Annotated in this window: 18 protein-coding genes and 1 pseudogene; 12 read left to right on the top strand and 7 right to left on the bottom strand. The window is 68.2% G+C overall.

The window, feature by feature from the left end:
* Nucleotides 1-41: 41 nt before the first annotated feature.
* From ABD209_RS04125 to ABD209_RS04135, 3 genes are all read left to right on the top strand, one after another.
* Nucleotides 42-1,403 (top strand): serine hydrolase domain-containing protein, encoded by a 1,362-nt coding sequence (locus ABD209_RS04125; protein WP_344062534.1) that lies wholly within the window; start codon nt 42-44, stop codon nt 1,401-1,403.
* Between the two features lie 87 nt (nt 1,404-1,490).
* Complete coding sequence (locus ABD209_RS04130; protein ID WP_344062536.1) at nt 1,491-2,084, top strand: CBS domain-containing protein; 594 nt, start codon at nt 1,491-1,493, stop codon at nt 2,082-2,084.
* Nucleotides 2,084-3,385 (top strand): ArsB/NhaD family transporter, encoded by a 1,302-nt coding sequence (locus tag ABD209_RS04135; protein ID WP_344062539.1) that lies wholly within the window; start codon nt 2,084-2,086, stop codon nt 3,383-3,385. The genes ABD209_RS04130 and ABD209_RS04135 overlap by 1 nt, the downstream gene beginning before the upstream one ends.
* Nucleotides 3,386-3,403: 18 nt before the next feature.
* On the opposite strand, the gene ABD209_RS04140 is transcribed toward ABD209_RS04135, so the two are convergent.
* The gene (locus tag ABD209_RS04140; protein WP_324387812.1) at nt 3,404-4,576 is read right to left on the bottom strand and encodes a hypothetical protein; all 1,173 of its coding nucleotides are present in this window, start codon (nt 4,574-4,576) and stop codon (nt 3,404-3,406) included.
* A 105-nt stretch (nt 4,577-4,681) separates the two neighbouring features.
* Between ABD209_RS04140 and ABD209_RS04145 the strand changes: the two genes are divergently transcribed.
* On the top strand, nt 4,682-5,029 hold the full coding sequence (locus ABD209_RS04145) for a UBP-type zinc finger domain-containing protein (protein WP_324387811.1): 348 nt from the start codon (nt 4,682-4,684) through the stop codon (nt 5,027-5,029).
* Between the two features lie 85 nt (nt 5,030-5,114).
* Here ABD209_RS04145 and ABD209_RS04150 read toward each other — a convergent pair whose 3' ends face one another.
* The 3 genes from ABD209_RS04150 to ABD209_RS04160 all read right to left on the bottom strand — a co-directional run bounded on the left by ABD209_RS04150 (nt 5,115) and on the right by ABD209_RS04160 (nt 6,790).
* The gene (locus ABD209_RS04150) at nt 5,115-5,279 is read right to left on the bottom strand and encodes a hypothetical protein (RefSeq protein WP_324387810.1); all 165 of its coding nucleotides are present in this window, start codon (nt 5,277-5,279) and stop codon (nt 5,115-5,117) included.
* Nucleotides 5,280-5,525: 246 nt separating this feature from the next.
* The gene (gene ppk2 / locus ABD209_RS04155) at nt 5,526-6,410 is read right to left on the bottom strand and encodes a polyphosphate kinase 2 (protein WP_344062635.1); all 885 of its coding nucleotides are present in this window, start codon (nt 6,408-6,410) and stop codon (nt 5,526-5,528) included.
* Between the two features lie 80 nt (nt 6,411-6,490).
* A complete protein-coding gene (locus tag ABD209_RS04160; RefSeq protein WP_344062546.1) occupies nt 6,491-6,790 on the bottom strand; it encodes a hypothetical protein in 300 nt (99 codons plus the stop codon).
* A gap of 178 nt (nt 6,791-6,968) precedes the next feature.
* Here ABD209_RS04160 and ABD209_RS04165 point away from each other — a divergent pair, with 178 nt between their 5' ends.
* Together ABD209_RS04165 and ABD209_RS04170 are read left to right on the top strand one after the other, a co-directional pair.
* Complete coding sequence (locus ABD209_RS04165) at nt 6,969-7,661, top strand: alpha/beta-hydrolase N-terminal domain-containing protein (RefSeq protein ID WP_344062549.1); 693 nt, start codon at nt 6,969-6,971, stop codon at nt 7,659-7,661.
* Nucleotides 7,662-7,815: 154 nt separating this feature from the next.
* Nucleotides 7,816-8,663, top strand: a pseudogene (locus ABD209_RS04170) (alpha/beta-hydrolase family protein).
* Nucleotides 8,664-8,818: 155 nt separating this feature from the next.
* On the opposite strand, the gene ABD209_RS04175 reads toward ABD209_RS04170, so the two are convergent.
* On the bottom strand, nt 8,819-10,651 hold the full coding sequence (locus ABD209_RS04175) for an alpha-amylase family glycosyl hydrolase (RefSeq protein ID WP_344062552.1): 1,833 nt from the start codon (nt 10,649-10,651) through the stop codon (nt 8,819-8,821).
* Between the two features lie 230 nt (nt 10,652-10,881).
* Here ABD209_RS04175 and ABD209_RS04180 point away from each other — a divergent pair, with 230 nt between their 5' ends.
* Complete coding sequence (locus tag ABD209_RS04180; RefSeq protein ID WP_344062555.1) at nt 10,882-11,244, top strand: nucleotide pyrophosphohydrolase; 363 nt, start codon at nt 10,882-10,884, stop codon at nt 11,242-11,244.
* Nucleotides 11,241-12,170: an alpha/beta hydrolase gene (locus tag ABD209_RS04185; protein WP_344062558.1), complete on the top strand. Its 930-nt coding sequence runs from the start codon at nt 11,241-11,243 to the stop codon at nt 12,168-12,170. The genes ABD209_RS04180 and ABD209_RS04185 overlap by 4 nt, the downstream gene beginning before the upstream one ends.
* 85 nt (nt 12,171-12,255) lie before the next feature.
* Here the strand turns inward: ABD209_RS04185 and ABD209_RS04190 are convergent, their stop codons facing one another.
* Entirely contained in the window at nt 12,256-12,651 is a 396-nt protein-coding gene (locus tag ABD209_RS04190) for a DUF1304 domain-containing protein (protein ID WP_425564563.1), read from the bottom strand.
* Between the two features lie 138 nt (nt 12,652-12,789).
* Complete coding sequence (locus ABD209_RS04195; RefSeq protein WP_344062564.1) at nt 12,790-14,523, bottom strand: cell wall-binding repeat-containing protein; 1,734 nt, start codon at nt 14,521-14,523, stop codon at nt 12,790-12,792.
* 438 nt (nt 14,524-14,961) lie between these two features.
* On the opposite strand from ABD209_RS04195, the gene ABD209_RS04200 reads away from it, so the two are divergent.
* Genes ABD209_RS04200 through ABD209_RS04215 form a run of 4 tightly spaced genes read left to right on the top strand, consistent with a single transcriptional unit; the run spans nt 14,962 to nt 18,112 of the window.
* On the top strand, nt 14,962-16,062 hold the full coding sequence (locus ABD209_RS04200) for a ferredoxin reductase (protein ID WP_344062567.1): 1,101 nt from the start codon (nt 14,962-14,964) through the stop codon (nt 16,060-16,062).
* A 25-nt stretch (nt 16,063-16,087) separates the two neighbouring features.
* Nucleotides 16,088-17,446 (top strand): fatty acid desaturase family protein, encoded by a 1,359-nt coding sequence (locus ABD209_RS04205; RefSeq protein ID WP_344062570.1) that lies wholly within the window; start codon nt 16,088-16,090, stop codon nt 17,444-17,446.
* 19 nt (nt 17,447-17,465) lie between these two features.
* The gene (locus tag ABD209_RS04210) at nt 17,466-17,753 is read left to right on the top strand and encodes a hypothetical protein (RefSeq protein WP_344062573.1); all 288 of its coding nucleotides are present in this window, start codon (nt 17,466-17,468) and stop codon (nt 17,751-17,753) included.
* On the top strand, nt 17,663-18,112 hold the full coding sequence (locus ABD209_RS04215; RefSeq protein WP_344062576.1) for an LON peptidase substrate-binding domain-containing protein: 450 nt from the start codon (nt 17,663-17,665) through the stop codon (nt 18,110-18,112). Before ABD209_RS04210 ends, ABD209_RS04215 begins: the two co-directional genes overlap by 91 nt.
* Nucleotides 18,113-18,149: the final 37 nt, after the last annotated feature.

Consider the following 18,149-nt stretch of genomic DNA (forward strand, 5'->3'; position numbering starts at 1 on the left):
GGTTCTCCGATCCGTCACCTCGATGCACTAGCGTCCCGCCCATGAGCAGGAGCGGATCCCGGCATCGCGTGCGCAAGATCCTGGCTGCCCTGCTCGGACTGGTCCTGATCGCCTTGGTCGCGGGCTACTGGTACGAACGTCCGCTGCTCCTGACCGGCACCGGGTATGCCGCACACAACGCCTGCGCCGTCACCAAGGTGGCTGGGCGCACCAACCCGGCGGTCGACCTGCCGCCCAACCCCCTGGTCCCCTATCTGCGCGAGTCCAGCAGCGGCGACGAATTGACCGGGAGCATTCTGGGCGCGCTGGCCAAGCAGCGGGCCTGGTTCACCCCCGACTTCGGCTGCACCCTGGCGCAGGACGCACCGGACTTCGGCAACGGCAGCCAGGTCAGTGATCTGGCCAATCCCTTTGTGCGCGCCTCGGTTCCGCCCCCCTCGGCCGCAATTGCGGCGGCCTTGGCTCAGGCCTTCGGCGATGAAATGCCCGCGGCCGACAAGGCGACGCTCGGCACCCGAGCCGTCGTCGTCGTGCAGAACGGCAAGCTCGTCGCGGAGCGCTACGCCGACGGTTTCACGGCGACGACGCCGCAGCTGGGCTGGTCGATGGCCAAGAGCGTCACCAACCTGCTCGTCGGGATGCTCGCGGCGGACGGCAATATCGCCGTCACGGACGACCACCTGCGCCCGGAGTGGAAGGGCAAGAAGGCCGACATCACCGTCGACCAACTGATGCGGATGACCAGCGGCCTGGAGTGGGACGAGACCTATGCCCTCGGCACGCCGGTCACGCAAATGCTCTATCGCGAACCCGATATGGCGAGCTATGCCGCCGGCCTGCCCCTGAAACACGACCCCGGCACCTATCTGCGGTATTCGAGCGGCAGCACCAACATCCTGTGCTCAGTGCTCGGCGACCGCACGAATGTCGGCGCGGACCTGCCGCGACGCGTGCTCTTCGCCAAGCTCGGCCTGGTCTCGGCCACCTGGGAGCCGGACGCGTCCGGCACCCCCGTATGCAGCTCCTATCTGTGGGCGACGCCGCGCGACTGGGCGACCATCGGGCAGTTCGCGCTGCAGGACGGGGCCTGGCACAGCGAACAACTGCTCCCCGTTGGCTGGATGGCGCAGTCGACGAAGGTGAAGAAGGTCGCCACCTCCGAAGAGCCCGGGTATGCCGCGGGCTGGTGGACCAACAAGGACCAGAACGGCGCGGCCGTCGAACCCACACTGCCCGCCGACACCTTTTGGATGCAAGGCCATGACGGTCAGCGGGTATTCGTCGTGCCATCGGCCAAGTTGGTCGTCGTCCGGCTCGGTTTCTCGCCCGAGGTCGAGGCCGCGGACCTGCGCACGGTCCCGCTCGTGGCAGCGCTGATCGCCGCGCTGCCCCCGGCCTCCTGACCACGCGCTGCGACCGACCGCTCTCGGCGTCGTGACTGGCGCCGTCCGAGCCCGCATGCCGTGCCCCCCGCCTGGCAGGCTGGGGGCATGCGCGCCGAGGAGTTGCTCGAACAGGTCCCGATCGTCCATCGCGAGACCACCGGCGCCGAGGCCGCGCGCGTCGTGGCCGAGTTCCGCCTGACCGGCCTCGTGGTGGCGGATGACCAGGATGCGCCGATCGCGGTCATCCCCGGAACCCAGCTGCTCTCCGTCGTGCTGCCGCAATACGTCCGCGACGACCCCAAGCTCGCTCACGCCTTCGACGAGCGAGCGGCGGACGACTTGTGCCGGAAGCTGAACACCGTCACTATCGGCGAGCTCCTGGACGCCAAGCGCCTCAAGGCGGCTCAGGTGCCGTCGGTCCTGCCCGAGGACACCCTCATCGAGATCGCCACCGTCATGGACCAGGGCCACTATCCCGTCGTGCTGGTCCGCGAGCGCGACCAAAGCTACCGGGGCGTGGTCACCATGTCGCGTGTCTTGGCAGCCATCGCGACCGCCGCCGGGCAGGACAGCGATCTCGTGCGCCGCCGCCTGCAGCGCGACATCATCGAGCGGGGGCGCTCTGGTGTCCTCACCCAGCCCGATCCGCCCGAACCGGCGGCGGCCGGCGCCTCGGATGCGCCCGTCGTGGGGGACTGATGCACCCGGCCGCGTGGCTGGCGCTGGTGGTCTTCGCGCTGGCATACGTTGTGATCGCGAGCGAGAAGCTGAACCGCGCCGCCGTCGCGCTCACCGGCGGGGCCGCGATGGTGGTGATCGGGGCGACTCGCGGTGACGCGATGTTCTTCTCGCCCGAGACCGGCATCGACTGGAATGTCATCTTCTTGCTCTTCGGCATGATGATCCTCGTCGGCATCCTCAAACAGACCGGCGTCTTCGAGTTCGTCGCGATCTGGTCGGCGCAGCGGGCGCGTGCCCGTCCCTTCCGGATGATGGTGATGCTGGTCTTGATCACCGCGCTCGCATCGGCTCTGCTCGACAATGTCACTACGGTCCTGCTAATCGCGCCCGTGACCCTGCTCCTGTGCGACCGGATGGGACTGGCACCGATTCCGTTCTTGCTGGCGGAGGCTATGGCCAGCAATATCGGCGGCACCGCAACCCTGATCGGTGACCCGCCGAATATCATCATCGCCAGCCGGGCCGGGTTGTCCTTCAACGACTTTCTGACCCACCTTGCCCCGATCGTCGTCGTCCTGGTCGCTGTCTTCGTTGGCTTGTGCTGGCTGCTGTGGGGCCGGCATTTCACCCACGATCCTGAGCGCGCAGCGGCCGTGCTGGCGCTGACGCCCCGCGAGACGATCACCAACCGGCGGCTGCTGTGGCAGATGCTCGCCATCCTCGCCCTCGTCCTGCTCGGCTTCCTGACGCATTCACTCACCCACCTTGAGCCCTCGGTGATCGCCCTGATCGGCGCCGGCCTGGCGATCGTCGTCTCGCGCCTCGACCCCGAGGACTATCTCCAGGACGTCGAGTGGGAGACGCTGCTGTTCTTTGCCGGCCTCTTCATCATGGTCGGCTCACTCGTCCACCAGGGCGTCATCACCCAACTCGCCGATGCCCTCACCACGGCCATCGGCACGAACTATCACGTTGCGGCCCAAGGGATTCTCGTCGGCTCCGCCGTGCTGTCCGGCATCATCGACAACATCCCGTATGTCGCGACCATGGCCCCGCTGGTCCACGACCTCGTCGGCCCCGCCCCCGGCCTGCCGCCCGGGCATCAGTCGCTGTGGTGGGTGCTCGCCCTCGGCGCCGACCTCGGCGGCAATGCCACCGCTATAGGCGCGAGCGCCAATGTGGTGATCTGCGGGATCGCCAAACGCAATGGCCACCCGATCTCGTTCTGGGAGTTCACCAAATACGGCCTGATCGTCACCGCCGTGACGATCCTGTGCACCATCCCGTATGTCAGCCTGCGCTACTTCATCCTGCCCTGACGCCGAGCGCGCAACGCGTCACACGATCGGGGTGTGCCGGTCCAGCCAGGTGATATTGCCGTAGCCGAAGCCCGCGCACGCGGCGGCCAGATCGGGAAAGACGCGAGACTCGTTGCGCAGCACCAAGCCATCGGGAGTGTCGTATGCCGAGGCGATCACCGTCAGCGGTCCGCGCGCGTCCCCGGACAGCGCGGTCCGCAGCTCGGCCTGGCTCCCGCTGTCGGTGCGGAAGAAGAGCACGGTGTCGGTGCGCTCACGGCCGGGGCGGGACTCGGCATACAGCAGGAATCGCCTGGGGGAGAGCAGTTTCAGCGGCATCGTGAGGTCGACCTGAGCGGCCTTGAAACCGGTCTGCCGACGGCCGGTCAGGCGCCGGCTGCCGCGGTGGGCGAAGAGCGTGGCCCCGGTCGTGGTCTCCTCGACCATGCCGAGGACGGTCGTGTGGCCCTTCGGCAGAGCCAGGCGCAAGGTGACCTCCCACGGCCCGGCGCCGTCGCGCTTGAAGAGCACCACGGGGTGGCGCTCGGGCTCGAGATAGGCGCGCGCGTCCGGGGTCACTGCCTTGTTGCGGCCACGCGCGGGCGAGTCGATGCTGCGGACATTCGGTGTCGCCGGCGCTCGCCCGGTCAGGTCGAGGTCGCCCGGGGTCAGGCTGGCGAAGCGCTCCTTGAGAAAGCGGTCCTGGATCTGCAGGTCGCGCTCGTTGTGCTCGGTCTCGGCCTGGTCGATGTTGAGCGCGACCGTATGCAGCAGCCGCAACTGAGTGAGCAGCAACTGTTCCGCGGAGTCGTTGATGCCGCGCCGGGTGGAGAGCTCGAAGGCCGAAAGGCTTTCCGGCAGATAGCGTTCCAGCACATCTTGCAGCGTTGGATTGATGTCCTCGCCCGCGCGCGGCGCCGTGTCGGCGATCGCCCGGCTCATCAGCACGGCATCGACGGGTAGCTCCCCACTCGCGGCGTTGACGCGGAGCACGACATCGCGGCCGACCCGCACCGGCGGGTCCGGCTCACCGCGACCGGTCAGGGCCGACAGTTCATCGACGGTCCAGCCGGCGACGTCGACGACCGGCCGATAACGCGCGGGCATCAGTCGACCGGCGCGCTCGATAACGGCCCGCCGCCTGGGATCGGCGATCACCTCGGCGACAGCAGGGTCGATCGCCTCGCGAAGACGGCGGGGAGGCTTGGGCACCCGGCCAGGCTAACCCAGCCGCCGAGACGTCCAGGCCTGGTGTGATTGCTCTCAAATGTCCCAAGGCTCTGGACACGCTGCCCCCGAGGGCCCCGACAATGGGGGATGAGCATCTATGGCATCAACCCCATGGTGCCGCCCTCGGGTACCGGTTGCGGCGAATGTCTGGCCTCCAAGGGGTGGTGGGTGCACCTGCGCAGATGCGCCCAGTGCGGGCACATCGGCTGCTGCGACACCTCGCCCAGCCAGCACGCCACCAACCACTTCAAAACCACTGGGCATCCCGTGGCCGCGACCTTCGAGCCGGGGGAGGAGTGGATGTGGAACTACGAGTCGCAGTCCTTCATCCAGAGCACCCCCCTGGCCCCGCCCCAGTCGCGACCCGAGGACCAACCGGTGCCGGCGCCCGCCGACAATGTCCCGGCCAACTGGCGCGACCTGATCCACCGCTGAGCCCCTGCGTCAGCGGTGGCCGGCCGGCCTCAGCCGTCGGGTGTGCCGGCGGGACGCCGTGCTGAGCACGTTCGCAATGACCCGCTCAGCCGCCCCACCAGTAGCCGTTGCCGGGACCGTCGGCGAGGTGCTGGGCGCCCACCTGAGGTGAGCCACCGAGGGCGATCGCGGCGAGGACGAGCAGCGCCGACGCGAGGAGCAACACGGCATACCGCTGGTGCGCGGGCATGGCAAGGACACGGGCATGCATGGCTTTCTCCCTCCGAGCGCGACCGGAATCGGTCGCTGCTCAAAGGGAGTGCGCTGCCGCGGAAATGATGCAGCCGCTGGCGAAAAGGATTGACGACCTTAGGGGCCGGGGTCCCCGCGTCGCATCGCAACGCCGACGGAGCGAAGTATCGCCGTGACGAAGGAGCGAAGGACTTCGTGGGGGGCTCAGTCGGGGTCCCCGCGAAGTATCGCCGTGACGAAGTAGCGAAGGACTTCGGGGGGTGGCTCAGTCCCCGACCGTCTTCTTGCCCCGGGCCACGATCAGCGGGTCGGGGTCGCTGACGACGTCGCTGTCCTTGCCGTCATAGTCCTGCAGGCTCAGGAACAAGCGCATCGCGTTGATCCGGGCCCGCTTCTTGTCATTGGACTTGATCGTGTACCAGCGGGAGGACTTGGTGTCGGTCCGGGCGAACATCGCCTCCTTGGCGGCGGTGTAGGACTCCCACTTGTCCAGGCTCTCCAAGTCCATCGGCGAGAGCTTCCACCGGCGGACGGGGTCGATCTGGCGGATGGCGAAGCGGGTGCGCTGCTCCTGCTGAGTCACCGAGAACCACAGTTTGGTCACCGTGGTCCCGGAGTCGATGAGCATCTCCTCGAAGCGCGGCGCCTGCTTCATGAAGGTCTCGTACTCATCGTCGGAGCAGAAGCCCATGACGCGCTCGACGCCGCCGCGGTTGTACCAGGAGCGGTCGAAGAGCACGATCTCGCCGGCCGTCGGCAGGTGTGAGACATAGCGTTGGAAATACCACTGGCCCAGCTCGGTGGTCGTCGGCTTGGTCAAGGCGACGACGCGCGCCGATCGCGGATTGAGGTGCTCCATGAAGCGCTTGATCGTCCCGCCCTTGCCGGCCGCGTCCCGGCCCTCGAAGACGATGACGTGCTTTTGCCCCATGTCCTGGGCCCAGTACTGGAACTTCAGCAGCTCGATCTGCAGCAGGTACTTCTCGACCTCGTAGTCATTGCGCGACATCAACTCGTCGTAGGGATAGTTCTCGCGCCAGGTCTCGACGGCCTTGCCATCGGGCGAGATCAGCATGGGGTCGTCCCCGTGATCGTCGCGGACCGTGTAGCCCTCGGTCTTGAGGCTGTCGATGTACTCGCGCAGGTTCATCTGGCTCACGATCGAAACCCTAGTGAACGGGGCCTCGATGGGATAGGCCCACCTGTGTGATCTTGCGCGAGCGCCGTGTGCTACTCGCTGGCCCCGAGATAGGTGCGCAGGATGCCGGGAAGGAGGAAGACGACCCAGGCCCAATACCACGCGCCCATGGTGAATCCGAGCACGAGGAAGACGACCGTCGCCAGGCCGCCGCTGGCCGCGAGCAGGCCGTTCATCCGCTTGCGTCGCGCCTCCCGGCGGGCGTCGATCTCGGTGCGGCCCGGTTGACCCACCGCGCCACCCGGGGCGGCCTCGGTCGGGATCGACCGGAACTGCCCGTCTTGCGGTCCGTTGGATCGTCCGTATGTCGCGTCGCTGTCCCCTGCGTTCATACCGTCAGTCTGCGCGCTCTCGGACTCCTTGTCACCTCGCGGCCGGAGCGCCGTCGCACAAGGCTGCCGACCGGGCAGAATCGTTCCACCACTGCAGCCTTCAGGAGCCCCGCGTGACACTGGTTGTGATTTCCCGCGCCGGGCACTCTGCTCGCCGGGCCGGCGAGGGCACCTGCTCATGGCTGCTGGGTCGCCGCGCGGCGCGCTGGTGCGACGCGCGCTGACGGGCCGGTCCGTGCCCGGCCTGTTGGTTGGCTGGGTCGCCATTCTCATCAGTCTCTCGCCGAGCCTGCTGCCGAGGCCCTGGCACCTGCAAGCCGCCGCGTCGGCGGGATCCGCAGTCGTGGCGTATGCCGCGGGCACGCTCCTTGCCGCCCTCTGCACCCCGGTCTTCGCCGCGCTCGGCGTGCGCGTGCTCGTCGACCCGCAGCGGCGCCGGCGGGCCGCGATCACGGCAATCGTCGGGATCGTCGTGGGTACCCTCACCGCCTGGGTCGCCGGCCATCGCGGACGGGTCCAGACGGCGCGGCTGGTGGGGATTACCCCGCCGAGCTGGTGGGATGATCTCCTGGCCTTCGTGGCGGCCTTCGTGCTCGCGGCAACCCTCTTACTGCTCGCGTGGCTCCTGTCCGCCGTGGTTCGGGCTTCCCGCTTCCTCCTGGCGCACGCGCTGCCTCGGCCGCTCGCTGCGGCCCTGGCCGTCATCCTGATTGTCGCGGGCACCGCATGGGTCAGCCAAAGTGTGCTTCTCGCCCGGACCGTGGAACGGATATCGGGGTCAGCCGCGCAGCTGGATCGCCAATCCCCGGCCGGCCTGAACGCCCCGACCTCACCGCTGATCTCCGGCGGGCCGGGCTCGACTCAGCGCTGAGCGGATCTGGGGCCGTCAGTGAGAGATTTTCACCGCGAAGACACCTCTGCCCCAAGACATCTCCGCCGCGACTGGTCGCGCGGCTACGCAGCCGATCCGCGTCTATGCCTCGCCCACGGATGCCTCGGTCGACGTCGAGGAGATTGCGGCAACCGTGGTGCGGGAGCTGGAGCGCACGGGCGCGTTCGAGCGGCCGGTGCTCGCCCTCCTAGGAACGACGGGCACCGGCTGGGTGGATGAGCTCAATGTGCGTTCGATTGAGTACCTGACCGACGGGAACTGCGCCACAGCAGCGATGCAGTACTCCTTCCTGCCCAGTCCCGTCGCCTTCGTCACCGACCGAGATCTGCCCGAGCGCGCGGGCCGCGCCCTGGTGAACGCGGTGGAGCGGGCCCTCGGCGCTCGTCCGGAGGCGACCCGGCCGAAGCTCTATCTCGGTGGTGAGTCGCTCGGCTCCTTCGGAATGCAAGCGGCCTTTGCCGACAGTGCGGACATGCTGGTCCGGGTCGACGGAGCGGTCTGGGTCGGGACCCCCGGAGCGACCACCGTGTGGGAGGAAGTCACCGCGGTCCGCCACGGCGGCAGTCCACAGATCGCCCCCGTCGTGGATAACGGCCGACACATCCGCTTCGCCACCACTGCGGCGGATCTGACGCGGGATCGCTACGGCCGAGACCTCGGCCCCTGGTCGGCCCCTCGGTGGTTTACCTGCTACATACCTCCGATCCGATCGTGTGGTGGCAGCCTTCGCTTGCTTTCCAGGAGCCGGACTGGATCGGCGAGCGTGCCGGGTCGGATGTCGACCCGTCTCTGCGGTGGTGGCCCCTGGTCACCTTCTGGATGATCGGTCTCGACCTGTCGGTCGCCAACAATCCAGCGCCGGGCCACGGTGACATCGACGAAGACGATCTGATCGATGCATGGGCGGCGGTCCTGGACGTCACGTTGAGCGCCCAGGACCGCGGCGATGTCGTCACCGCAATCCGCAACCGTCAGCCGTAGCGGTGCCTGGCCAGGACATCCGGGCATCGACTCGCATTGCGCAGGATCTCCGGACCGGTTCGGCCCCTCCGGTCACCGGCGGGCCAGCCCGATCGTGACTTGTTCCCACAGCCCCATTCCTTGGAGCGGCAAGGTGGGGCTCGACCTCGGCTGCCCTACTCTGCGCTGCCGGAGCTACCCACCAGTGCAAAGATCAACACGGTGTAGGGCGCGATCGTGATGCTCGCGTCGTCCCCCGCATCGACGTCGGATGACGCGTGGTTGCCGAAGGCGGCGCCGTAGAGACCCGCGTCGGAGTTGAAGCGCAACGCCCAGCGGCCTGGGTGCGGCATCTGGACGCGGTAGTCCTCGCGCGCCTCGTGCGCGAGGTTGGCGATCACCACCACGTCGTCGCCGGGGCCGCCGTCGGCCCACCGGTGGTAGGCCAGAACGTTGCTGGTCTCGTCGGCGTGCAGGACGCGCACGTGGTGCCCGGTCAGGCCGCGCGTGGTCCCGTCGGCATTGCGGCGCAAGCCGATCAGATCCCGGTAGAGGCGAATGATGCCCCGGAAGTCCGCGGCCCGGTCCCAGTCGAGGGGCACGTCGTCGCGGAACCACTCGCCTTCGAGGAATTCCTGGCCCTGGAAGATCATCGGGATACCGGGTGCGGTCAGGGCCAAGGCGGCGCCCAGCGTCGAGCGCTTCTGCGCGGCCCAGCCGGTCGCGTCGCCCTCGTCGATCTCGTGCGGCACGCGGGCCTGCCCGTTGGCGACTTCGTCGTGGGACTCGGTGTAGACCACTCGCTGGAAGGCGTCACCGTTGTAGGCAGTCGTCAGCGCCTCGGCGATGGCCGCCAGGGAGCGGTCCTCGTCGGCGACTGCGGTCAGCGCATCGCGGACCGGGTGGACGAAGGCGCCGTCCCACTGAGCGTGAAAGGCCGCTCCATTGTCGTCGGTGGCGGAGATCAGCGGGTCGCGCTGCATGTCTTCGGCGATGAGGATCGCGTGCGGGAACTCCCCGCGCACCGAGGTGTTGATCCACCGCATCAGCGACCAGCCATCCGGCAGGTCGTGGCCGCCGCCGTGGACGCTGCGGATAAAGGGCGTCATGTCGTAGCGCAGGCCGTCGACGTGATAGTCCCGCAGCCACGACAGCGCGTTGTCGCGCAGCAGGTCGCGCACCTGTGGCCGGCCATAGTCGGGACGGGTGTCGCCCCACGGGGTGGTGCTCCTGTCGTCGTTGTAGAAGTAGATCCCGCCCTTGCCGTTCTCGGACCACCCGTCGAACTGCCACAGGTCCAGATCGCTCGGACCAAGATGGTTGTAGACGACATCGAGCACGACGCCGATGCCGCGCCGGTGCGCCTCCTTGACGAAATCCTTGAATGCGCTCGGCCCACCGTAGGCGCTCTCGACAGCGAACAGGTGGGCGGGGTTGTAGCCCCACGAGTAGTCCCCCGCGAATTCGGCCACGGGCATGACCTGCACGACATTGACGCCGAGCTTGACCAGGTGGTCCAGGCGGGCGCGGGCGTCGTCGAGGGTGCCGATGGCGCCCTCGTCGGCCGGATTGAACGAGCCGACGTGCATCTCGTAGATGACCAGCTCGTGATGGCCGCCGAGATGGAACTCGTCGCCCTCCCAGTCGTATGCCGCGTGGTCGTGGACGACGCCATTCCCGACGGAGTTGGTGACCTCACGGGCATACGGATCGATGCGGTGGACGAGCTCGCCGTCCGCGGTGGTGATGGCGTATTTGTAGGCGGCGCCCGCCTCCACACCGGGGATCGCGACATACCAGTTGCCGTCGCTGCCGTCCTCCTCGGTCAGGGGATGAGCGGTCGGCGACCACTCGTTGAAGTCGCCGACGACGGCGACGGCGCGCGCGTTCGGCGCCCACACGCGGAAGGCGACGCCACCGTCATACGGCACGGCGCCCATGCCGGGCGTGACCGCAGCGGCGGAGTCGGTCGTGTTGAGCGACGTCGGGTCGGTGGTGGGCGTGGTCATGACGAGGTCCTTATCTGTTACCTGGGGTCGGCCCGCGAACAGTGGGGCCGTAAGGAGGAGGACGCGCGCCCTCGCCCGCGCCGCCCGCCGGTCGGAGCGGATGGAAGGTCCAGGGTGAAATGGGCGAGTTGTCGATCTGGGTCGCATCCTAGGGTCGCGGCCGAAGGACGCGTCCCGAAACGACCCCCTCAATCCAGGCACCGGTGCGTGACCTTGCCGACAATGCCCGTATGCCGCGTGACCCCGACAGCCTCGAAGCCTTCCAGGACGCTGTGCGCACCTTCAGCGCTGAGCGGGACTGGCGTCAGTTCCACGACCCGAAGTCCTTGTTGCTGGCGCTGGTGGGCGAGGTTGGCGAGTTGGCCGAACTCTTCCAGTGGGTGCCGGCCGACGAGGCACTCGCGCGCTTTGCCGGCGGCCCCGAGCGCACGCGAGCGGAGGAGGAGATCTCGGACGTCTTCATCTATCTGCTCGGGTTGGTCGACGTGCTCGGGATCGACCTGCTTGCGGCCGCCCGCGCCAAACTCGCGGCGGCGGCTGTGAGGTATCCCATCGGCAGTGGCCTCGATCCGGACCGTACTATCCGCACATGACGAGCTTCTCGAGGATCGCAGCCGCTGACGGGACCGAGCTGGCGACTTATGTCTGGACCCCGGCGGGCGAGCCGAAGGCCATCGTGCAGATCGCCCACGGGATGGCCGAGCATGCGGCGCGTTATGAGCGCTTCGCCGGCGCGCTGACGGCAGCCGGCTATGTCGTCTATGCCAATGACCACCGCGGGCACGGCGCGACCGGGCCGCTCGGGCCGGATCACGGCTACTTCGCCGACGACCGCGGCTTCCACACCGTGGTGGACGATCTGCACACGATCACCGAGGCGGCGCGGGCGGCGCACCCGGGGCTGCCGGTCTTCCTGTTCGGGCACAGCATGGGCTCCTTCCTCGCCCGCGCGTATGCCGCGGAGCACGGCTCGCAGCTGTCCGGGCTGGTGCTGTGCGGGACGGCTGGGGACCAGGGCCTGCTCGGTCAGGTGGGGCTGAACCTGGCCCGGGTGCAGGCGAAGGTGCGGGGGCGCCGGCATACGTCCGGGTTGTTGGACATGCTGAGCTTCGGGCAGTACGGCAAGGACTTCAAGCCGGCCCGGACGAAGTTCGACTGGCTCTCGCGCGACACCGACGAGGTCGACAAATATGTCGCGGATCCGTTGTGCGGCAATGTCTTCACGGCCGGCTTCTATGTCGACCTGATCAACGGGCTGGGGCACATCCACTCCGACAAGACCACGGCGAAGGTGCCGAAGTCGCTGCCCGTGCACTTGATCGCCGGGACGATGGACCCGGTAGGCGCGAAGTCCAAGGGCGTGGAGCAGGTAGCCGGGCAGTACCGCAAGGCGGGGCTGGAGTCGGTGACGACGCACTACTACGACGGTGCCCGGCACGAGCTGCTCAACGAGACCAACCGCGACGAGGTCACGGCCGACGTGATTGCGTGGCTGGACGCCCACCTGCCCCGTACCTAACCGCCTGCTAGCAGACTTTAGGTGACGTGCAGCAGGGTCTACCCTGCTCGACGTCACCCAACCTGTGCTGAGTCGGCGCCAGGGGTCAGGACGAGGCCCAGGTGTAGGCGACGGCGAGCAGCGGGCACAGGCCCTGGATCAGCGCGGCCCGCGGCTTGCCGCCGGAGTTGAGCAGCACCAGGGACGCCAGGAACATCGAGCCGCAGCTGACATAGATCAGCGCCTGTGCCCAGATCATCTGATCGGTCCCGGCCTTGGCGACCGCGAGCAGCCCCGAGCCGATCACGGCCGTGATGGCCAGGAAGAGGTTGTAGTAGCCCTGGTTGTAGGCCCACGGCTTGACGACCTTGGCGGCCTCCGGGCCCGCCACGCCGAAGATCTTCCAGGTCTTCGGGTTGTCGAACATGAACGACTCGAGGCTGAAGATGTAGAAGTGGATCAGGCCGGCCAGGAAGGCGAAGACGATCGCGGCGATATGCACGCCGGGCATCATCGCATTGCGACCCAGCCCCCGGGCCGGGACACGTCTGGGGCGTCATTCTCGTGGTCGGGCCCAGCTTTCGTTGGCGGGCCGGGTTATAGCGCGGCCCGCCAACGAAAACCAGGCCCCACTCCGGCGCTAATTGGCGAGATAGTCCGCCAGCTGGGCCTGAACGGCATACGAGATGGTGTTCGGGCCGCCGAGGACGACGATCTTCGTCGGCTTGAGACGGGCGAGCTCGGCCGCGCTCGCAGCGGGAAGGGTCGTCGTGTCGGTGAGCACGACCGGGCCGGCGGTCATCCCCGCCACGGGCGCGCCGGAGAGGGCGTCGGTGTAGACGCGCCCGCTGGCCACGTATGCCGTGTTCACACCCGGGTCGTAGTTGGCGGCACTGATCGCGGCCGAGGCAGCGAACCGGTCGGCTCCGGCATACCGCTCGACGGTCGGGGCGTAGGCGGCGAGCGCGGCCTCGACCTCGGGGGTGATCGTGTTGACGCCGCCGAGGACGACGATGCGCTGGGGCTGCAGGCGGGTCAGTTCAGCCGCGATCGACGGCGGGATGGCTTTGGTGTCCACCAGCAGCATCGGGTTCTTGTCGCGGCCGGCGACCGGCGCGCCGGAGAGGGCGTCGGGGAAGACCCGCCCGCTGGCGACGTATGCCGTGTCGACCCCCGGCTCGTAGGACGTCGCCGAGATCGCGGCCGAGGTCTCGAAACGGTCCTTGCCCGACCAGCGGGCGACCTTGGTCAGGCTGGGGAAGGAGCCGGTGACCTGGGCCCTGGTCTGGTCGGCCGCGCCCACCGCAATCTTGAAGATGTCGAGGGGAGCGGTGAAGGACTCGCCGGTCTCGAGGCCGGGGTGACGCTGGGCCACGGTGTCGGACGTGGTCGTGTGGAAGTCGATGAGGTTGCTGTCGTAGATGTACTTGGCGTCCGGGAGCTCGGTCTGGGTCAGGATCACTCCGCCGCCGGGCGTCGTGCGCGTGACGCCCGCGCTGTCATAGGTCTGGTCGTCGGTCCAGGACTCCAGCCCGGTCGAGACGCGGTATTCGAGGTCGTAGCGATAACCATCCAGCGTGAACGTGACCATCTGCACATTGCCGGACGGACCTTGCAGCCGGTAGAGATCGAGAGTGCGGTCCGGCCCGCCCGCCGGGATGATTTCGTAGTTGCCGGCATCGAAGGCGAGGAAGTCCAGCATTTCCTTGGCATGCGGCATACCGGCATGGCCGTACCCGAAGGGCAGCCAGCCCGCGGGGCTCCAGGGATCGTTGTAGGCGACGCGCTCGCACGACTTCTCGGGCGTCAAGGAGAGGGGCACCCGTTTGCCGGCGCTGTCGGTGCAGAGGACTTGATCGGTGCCGACCACCCGGTCGTTGTGGAGGATCGCGCGGTTGATGACATCGTCCTTGGGGACGATCAAGCCGTTGGTGATCGACACCCCGTACCCCTTGGGCGACGTACCGACGTACTGAATGTCGCTCCAGTCGCAGGCCGGGTTGTAGGGCAGGTTGAAGAGGACGTGATCGTTGGGTCGTCCACCGGTGATGTTCTTGGAGGCCTCGCGCCAGATCGCGGCGATATCGCACGTGGCGATCTCGCTACTGGTCAGGTTGATGTGCCGCCAGTCCTCCGCCCAGCCGAGGAAGACCGATACCTGGCCGTCGGCAGCGTCATTCCAATATGCGCCGGAGCGAGCGACATAGGTCGAAGCGTTCGTCGTGGGGTCCTGGGCCGGTTGCAACGAGGTCCAAGACATCGGGGCGTAGTAGACGTAGTGGGCGCCGATCTCCTTGGATCCGGTGTGGCGGGGGAGGCGGACTGCGTGCGACGCGGCCGAGGAGCCGGGGCCGAGGTCAGTCGCTGGGCGCACCAGATGGCCGCGTGTGGCTCCCTGGGCCAGGTCGATTGGCGGTCCGTATCGGGGCCGCCTTCGTCCGGGCTACCGAAGGCGCTGCGCTCGGCGAAGCGGCCTTAACGCTCGCGGTTGGTGCGGCCGAGGCCGCGGTCGCGCCGGCGGTGGTTGCGGCGCGGGCGGCGGTGGCCAGCGCGACCGGGGCGCGTCGACGGGTGCGGGGCGAGGCAGTCATACGGCCAAAGTTAGTGGTGTGCCGGGTGGGTGTGGTGTGACGCGGCACAGGTGTGATGCGCATGGGACGGGCGGTGGTCGCACTCAGCGCAGGTTAAGTGACGTCGAGCACGGTAGACCCTGATGGACGTCACCTAAACCCTGCTAGCAGGGTCTAGGCAGCCCCCCGCAACGCAAAGCTACCGGCGCGTAACCTACGGAACCGTAGGTTATGCTGGTCGTATGACGTCCGCCCCGCCGCGCGCCGCGCGGCGCCTTCCGTCGGGACTCGCCGACGGCATGTGGAAGCTGGCCGGCGCGATCGCCACACCGGTCGTGCCGCAGGAGTACCTCGACATGTTCGCCCCGCTGCGCGCCGGCGCCGAATTGCGCGGCCGGCTGGTGTCGATCCAGCCCGAGACCGCCGACGCGGCAACCATCCGCATCCAGCCCGGGCGCTCCTGGCGCGGGCATACGCCGGGGCAGTACATCCGCATTGGGATCGACATCGACGGCGTGCGGCACTGGCGGGCCTACTCCCTGACCTCGCTGCGAGGCGAGCCGGACGGCACGATCACCATCACCCCCAAGGCGATCCCCGGCGGGCTGGTGAGCAATCACCTCGTCCGCGACGCCCTACCAGGCACGCTGGTCATGCTCGACCAGGCCGTCGGCGACTTCGTGCTCCCCCCCATCCCGCCGGAGAAGATCCTCTTCATCACCGGCGGCTCGGGAATCACGCCGGTCATGGGGATGCTGCGCAATCTGCCCGAGGGCACCGACCTCGACATCGTGCTGCTGCACTCCGCTCCACGACCCGAGGATGTCGTCTTCGGACCGGAGTTGCGCAGCCGCGGGGCGAGCGGGCAGCTGGATCTGCGGGTGCGGCATACGGACACCGACGGAATGCTGGACCTCGCCGACCTCGACGCGACCGTCCCCGACTGGCGCGAGCGCGAGGCGTGGGTCTGCGGGCCGACCGGCCTGCTCGACGCCGCGGAGTTGCACTGGGCCGCGAACGAGGTCACGGACAAACTGCACGTCGAGCGCTTCCGGCCGACGATCATCGAGGGCGGCGAGGGTGGCGAGATCACCCTGCTGAACTCTCGGCTCACGATCGACGCCGACGGGTCCACGCCCATCCTGGACGCCGCCGAGGACGCCGGCGCCTTGATGAGGAGCGGCTGCCGCATGGGAATTTGTTTCGGCTGCGTGGTGACCATGCGCCAGGGGGCGGTGCGAGACTTGCGTACCGGAGTGATCACCGTCGCCGAACCTGGGGACGAACTGCCCATCCAGACGTGTATCAATGCGGTCGCGGGTAGCTGCGACCTCGAGATCTAGCTCCCCCCAACCCGAGGACGTCCACATGACACTCGCTCCCGAACGTCACCATGTCGCCGACGCGACTGTCGACCGGATCGACATCGACCCACGCGCACTGCACGTCAGTGAGGCTACGCACGTGGCGGCGACCCACCACGAACTCAACTCGCGGCTCTCGGTCGCCGGGGGCGAGGAACGCACCCATCCGCCGAAGCACTCCGGCCGCCCTAACCCGATGGCCGGCTTGACCAACGAGGAGATCGAGGGCATCGGCCGCGAACTCGACGCGCTCCGCGCCGAGGTGATGGATTCGCGGGGGGCCCGGGATGCGGCATACATCCGGCGGGTCATCAAGATCCAGCGCGGGCTGGAGATCGGCAGCCGCGTCGTTTTGCTCTTCTCCCGCAACAAGTTTGCGTGGGTCGCCGGCACGGCCGGGTTGTCGCTGGCCAAGATCCTGGAGAATATGGAGATCGGGCACAACGTCCTGCACGGGCAGTGGGACTGGATGCGCGACCCCAAGATCCACTCCACGACGTGGGACTGGGACATGGCCTCGCCGGCCAAGCAATGGCAGGCCAGCCACAACGTCCTGCACCACACCTACACCAATGTGCTCGGGCGCGACAACGACCTCGGCTACGGCCTGCTGCGCGTCGATGAGGACCAGAAGTGGGAGCTCTTCCACCTCGGTCAGCCCCTCTGGCACCTGATCAATGCGATGTTTTTCGAGTACGGCATCGCCGCCTATGACCTGGAGCTGCGCGGCAATCTGCAGAACTGGGATGAGCTCTCCGATGCCGACAAGGCCACGTTCAAGGCCAATGTCCGCGAGATGCTCAGCAAGATCCGCAAGCAGTGCACCAAGGACTATCTCCTCCATCCGGCGCTCTCGGGACCGAGCTTCGTGCCGACCCTGCTCGCCAACTTCACCGCCAACACGATCCGCAATCTTTGGTCCAACACGGTCATCATCTGCGGGCACTTCCCCGACGGCATCGACACCTTCGAGACCGACTCGATCGAGGGCGAGACCCGCGGTGAGTGGTATCTGCGGCAGATGCTCGGCTCGGGCAATATTTCCGGCTCGGCGTTCACGCACGTGATGACCGGCAATCTCAGCCACCAGATCGAGCACCACCTCTTCCCGGACATGCCGTCCAACCGCTATGGCGAGATCGCCCCCCGTATCCGTGAGCTGATGGAGCGGCACGACCTGCACTATGTGACCGGGCCGATCGTCAAGCAGGCCTATCAGGTCTATCGCAAGGTCTGCCGCCTGGCCCTGCCCAATGAGGAGCCCGGCCGCACCCGGTGGTCGGTTGTGCGCGGCGAGTTGGCGAGAGTGGCCAAGCGCAAAGGGGCCGCGCGCACCAAGCGCCACCTGCCCTCCACCGCCTGACGCGCTCTCGCTCCCGGCCATGCCCGCGTTGCCGATCTTCCCGCTGGGGACGATCGCCGTCCCGGGATTCGTCATCGGGCTGCAGATCTTCGAGCCGCGCTATCTGCAGCTGCTCAGCGACCTCGGCGACCTGCCGGAGGCCGACCGGCTCTTCGGGGTGTCGCCATCCGCCGCGGGCACGAGGTGGGCGCCGGCCACGCCACCGAGACGTATGCCGTGGGCACCGCTGTCCGCGTCGGCCCGCTGGCGCTCGACGGCCGGGTCGTCCGGCTGCAGCCGGTGGGGGTGCGCCGCTTCCGCGTGGTGACGCACCTTGCCGACGCGCCGTATCCGCGCGCCGAGGTGGCCTGGCTCGACGACGTGCCGGGGACCGACGCGGAGGGCCTCGAGCGGATCGCGAGTGAGCTGCGGGTGGCCTACGCGGCCTACGCGAAGGCCACCGGGCTCGGCGAGTTGCCTGCCGGTTGGTCACCCGACACCCTTGCGTATGCCGTTCTCGGCGCCTTTCCGCTGGACCTGGCAGACCGCCAGGCCGCCCTGGAGGCGGGCACGACGGCGGAGCGCCTGACCCTGCTGCGGCGAGTCTTGGGCCGCGAGGCGGCGCTCGTGACCCGTTTCCGCGCGCTGCATCTCGCTCCGGATCCGGGCGCAGCCGGCCTCAACTGACTCAGTCGGCAGTAGAGTTACCCGTCAGTAGTGAACG

Origin of the sequence: Nostocoides vanveenii, from assembly GCF_039531165.1 — a bacterium.
GTDB lineage: Bacteria > Actinomycetota > Actinomycetes > Actinomycetales > Dermatophilaceae > Nostocoides_A > Nostocoides_A vanveenii.

What these genes read in the sequence shown, in the direction of transcription:
- ABD209_RS04125 (WP_344062534.1), top strand. Translation starts at nt 42, where the DNA reads ATGAGCAGGAGCGGATCCCGGCATCGCGTGCGCAAGATCCTGGCTGCC.
- ABD209_RS04130 (WP_344062536.1), top strand. Translation starts at nt 1,491, where the DNA reads ATGCGCGCCGAGGAGTTGCTCGAACAGGTCCCGATCGTCCATCGCGAG.
- ABD209_RS04135 (WP_344062539.1), top strand. Translation starts at nt 2,084, where the DNA reads ATGCACCCGGCCGCGTGGCTGGCGCTGGTGGTCTTCGCGCTGGCATAC.
- ABD209_RS04145 (WP_324387811.1), top strand. Translation starts at nt 4,682, where the DNA reads ATGAGCATCTATGGCATCAACCCCATGGTGCCGCCCTCGGGTACCGGT.
- ABD209_RS04150 (WP_324387810.1), bottom strand. Translation starts at nt 5,279, where the DNA reads ATGCATGCCCGTGTCCTTGCCATGCCCGCGCACCAGCGGTATGCCGTG.
- ppk2 (WP_344062635.1), bottom strand. Translation starts at nt 6,410, where the DNA reads ATGAACCTGCGCGAGTACATCGACAGCCTCAAGACCGAGGGCTACACG.
- ABD209_RS04160 (WP_344062546.1), bottom strand. Translation starts at nt 6,790, where the DNA reads ATGAACGCAGGGGACAGCGACGCGACATACGGACGATCCAACGGACCG.
- ABD209_RS04165 (WP_344062549.1), top strand. Translation starts at nt 6,969, where the DNA reads ATGGCTGCTGGGTCGCCGCGCGGCGCGCTGGTGCGACGCGCGCTGACG.
- ABD209_RS04175 (WP_344062552.1), bottom strand. Translation starts at nt 10,651, where the DNA reads ATGACCACGCCCACCACCGACCCGACGTCGCTCAACACGACCGACTCC.
- ABD209_RS04180 (WP_344062555.1), top strand. Translation starts at nt 10,882, where the DNA reads ATGCCGCGTGACCCCGACAGCCTCGAAGCCTTCCAGGACGCTGTGCGC.
- ABD209_RS04185 (WP_344062558.1), top strand. Translation starts at nt 11,241, where the DNA reads ATGACGAGCTTCTCGAGGATCGCAGCCGCTGACGGGACCGAGCTGGCG.
- ABD209_RS04200 (WP_344062567.1), top strand. Translation starts at nt 14,962, where the DNA reads ATGACGTCCGCCCCGCCGCGCGCCGCGCGGCGCCTTCCGTCGGGACTC.
- ABD209_RS04205 (WP_344062570.1), top strand. Translation starts at nt 16,088, where the DNA reads ATGACACTCGCTCCCGAACGTCACCATGTCGCCGACGCGACTGTCGAC.
- ABD209_RS04210 (WP_344062573.1), top strand. Translation starts at nt 17,466, where the DNA reads ATGCCCGCGTTGCCGATCTTCCCGCTGGGGACGATCGCCGTCCCGGGA.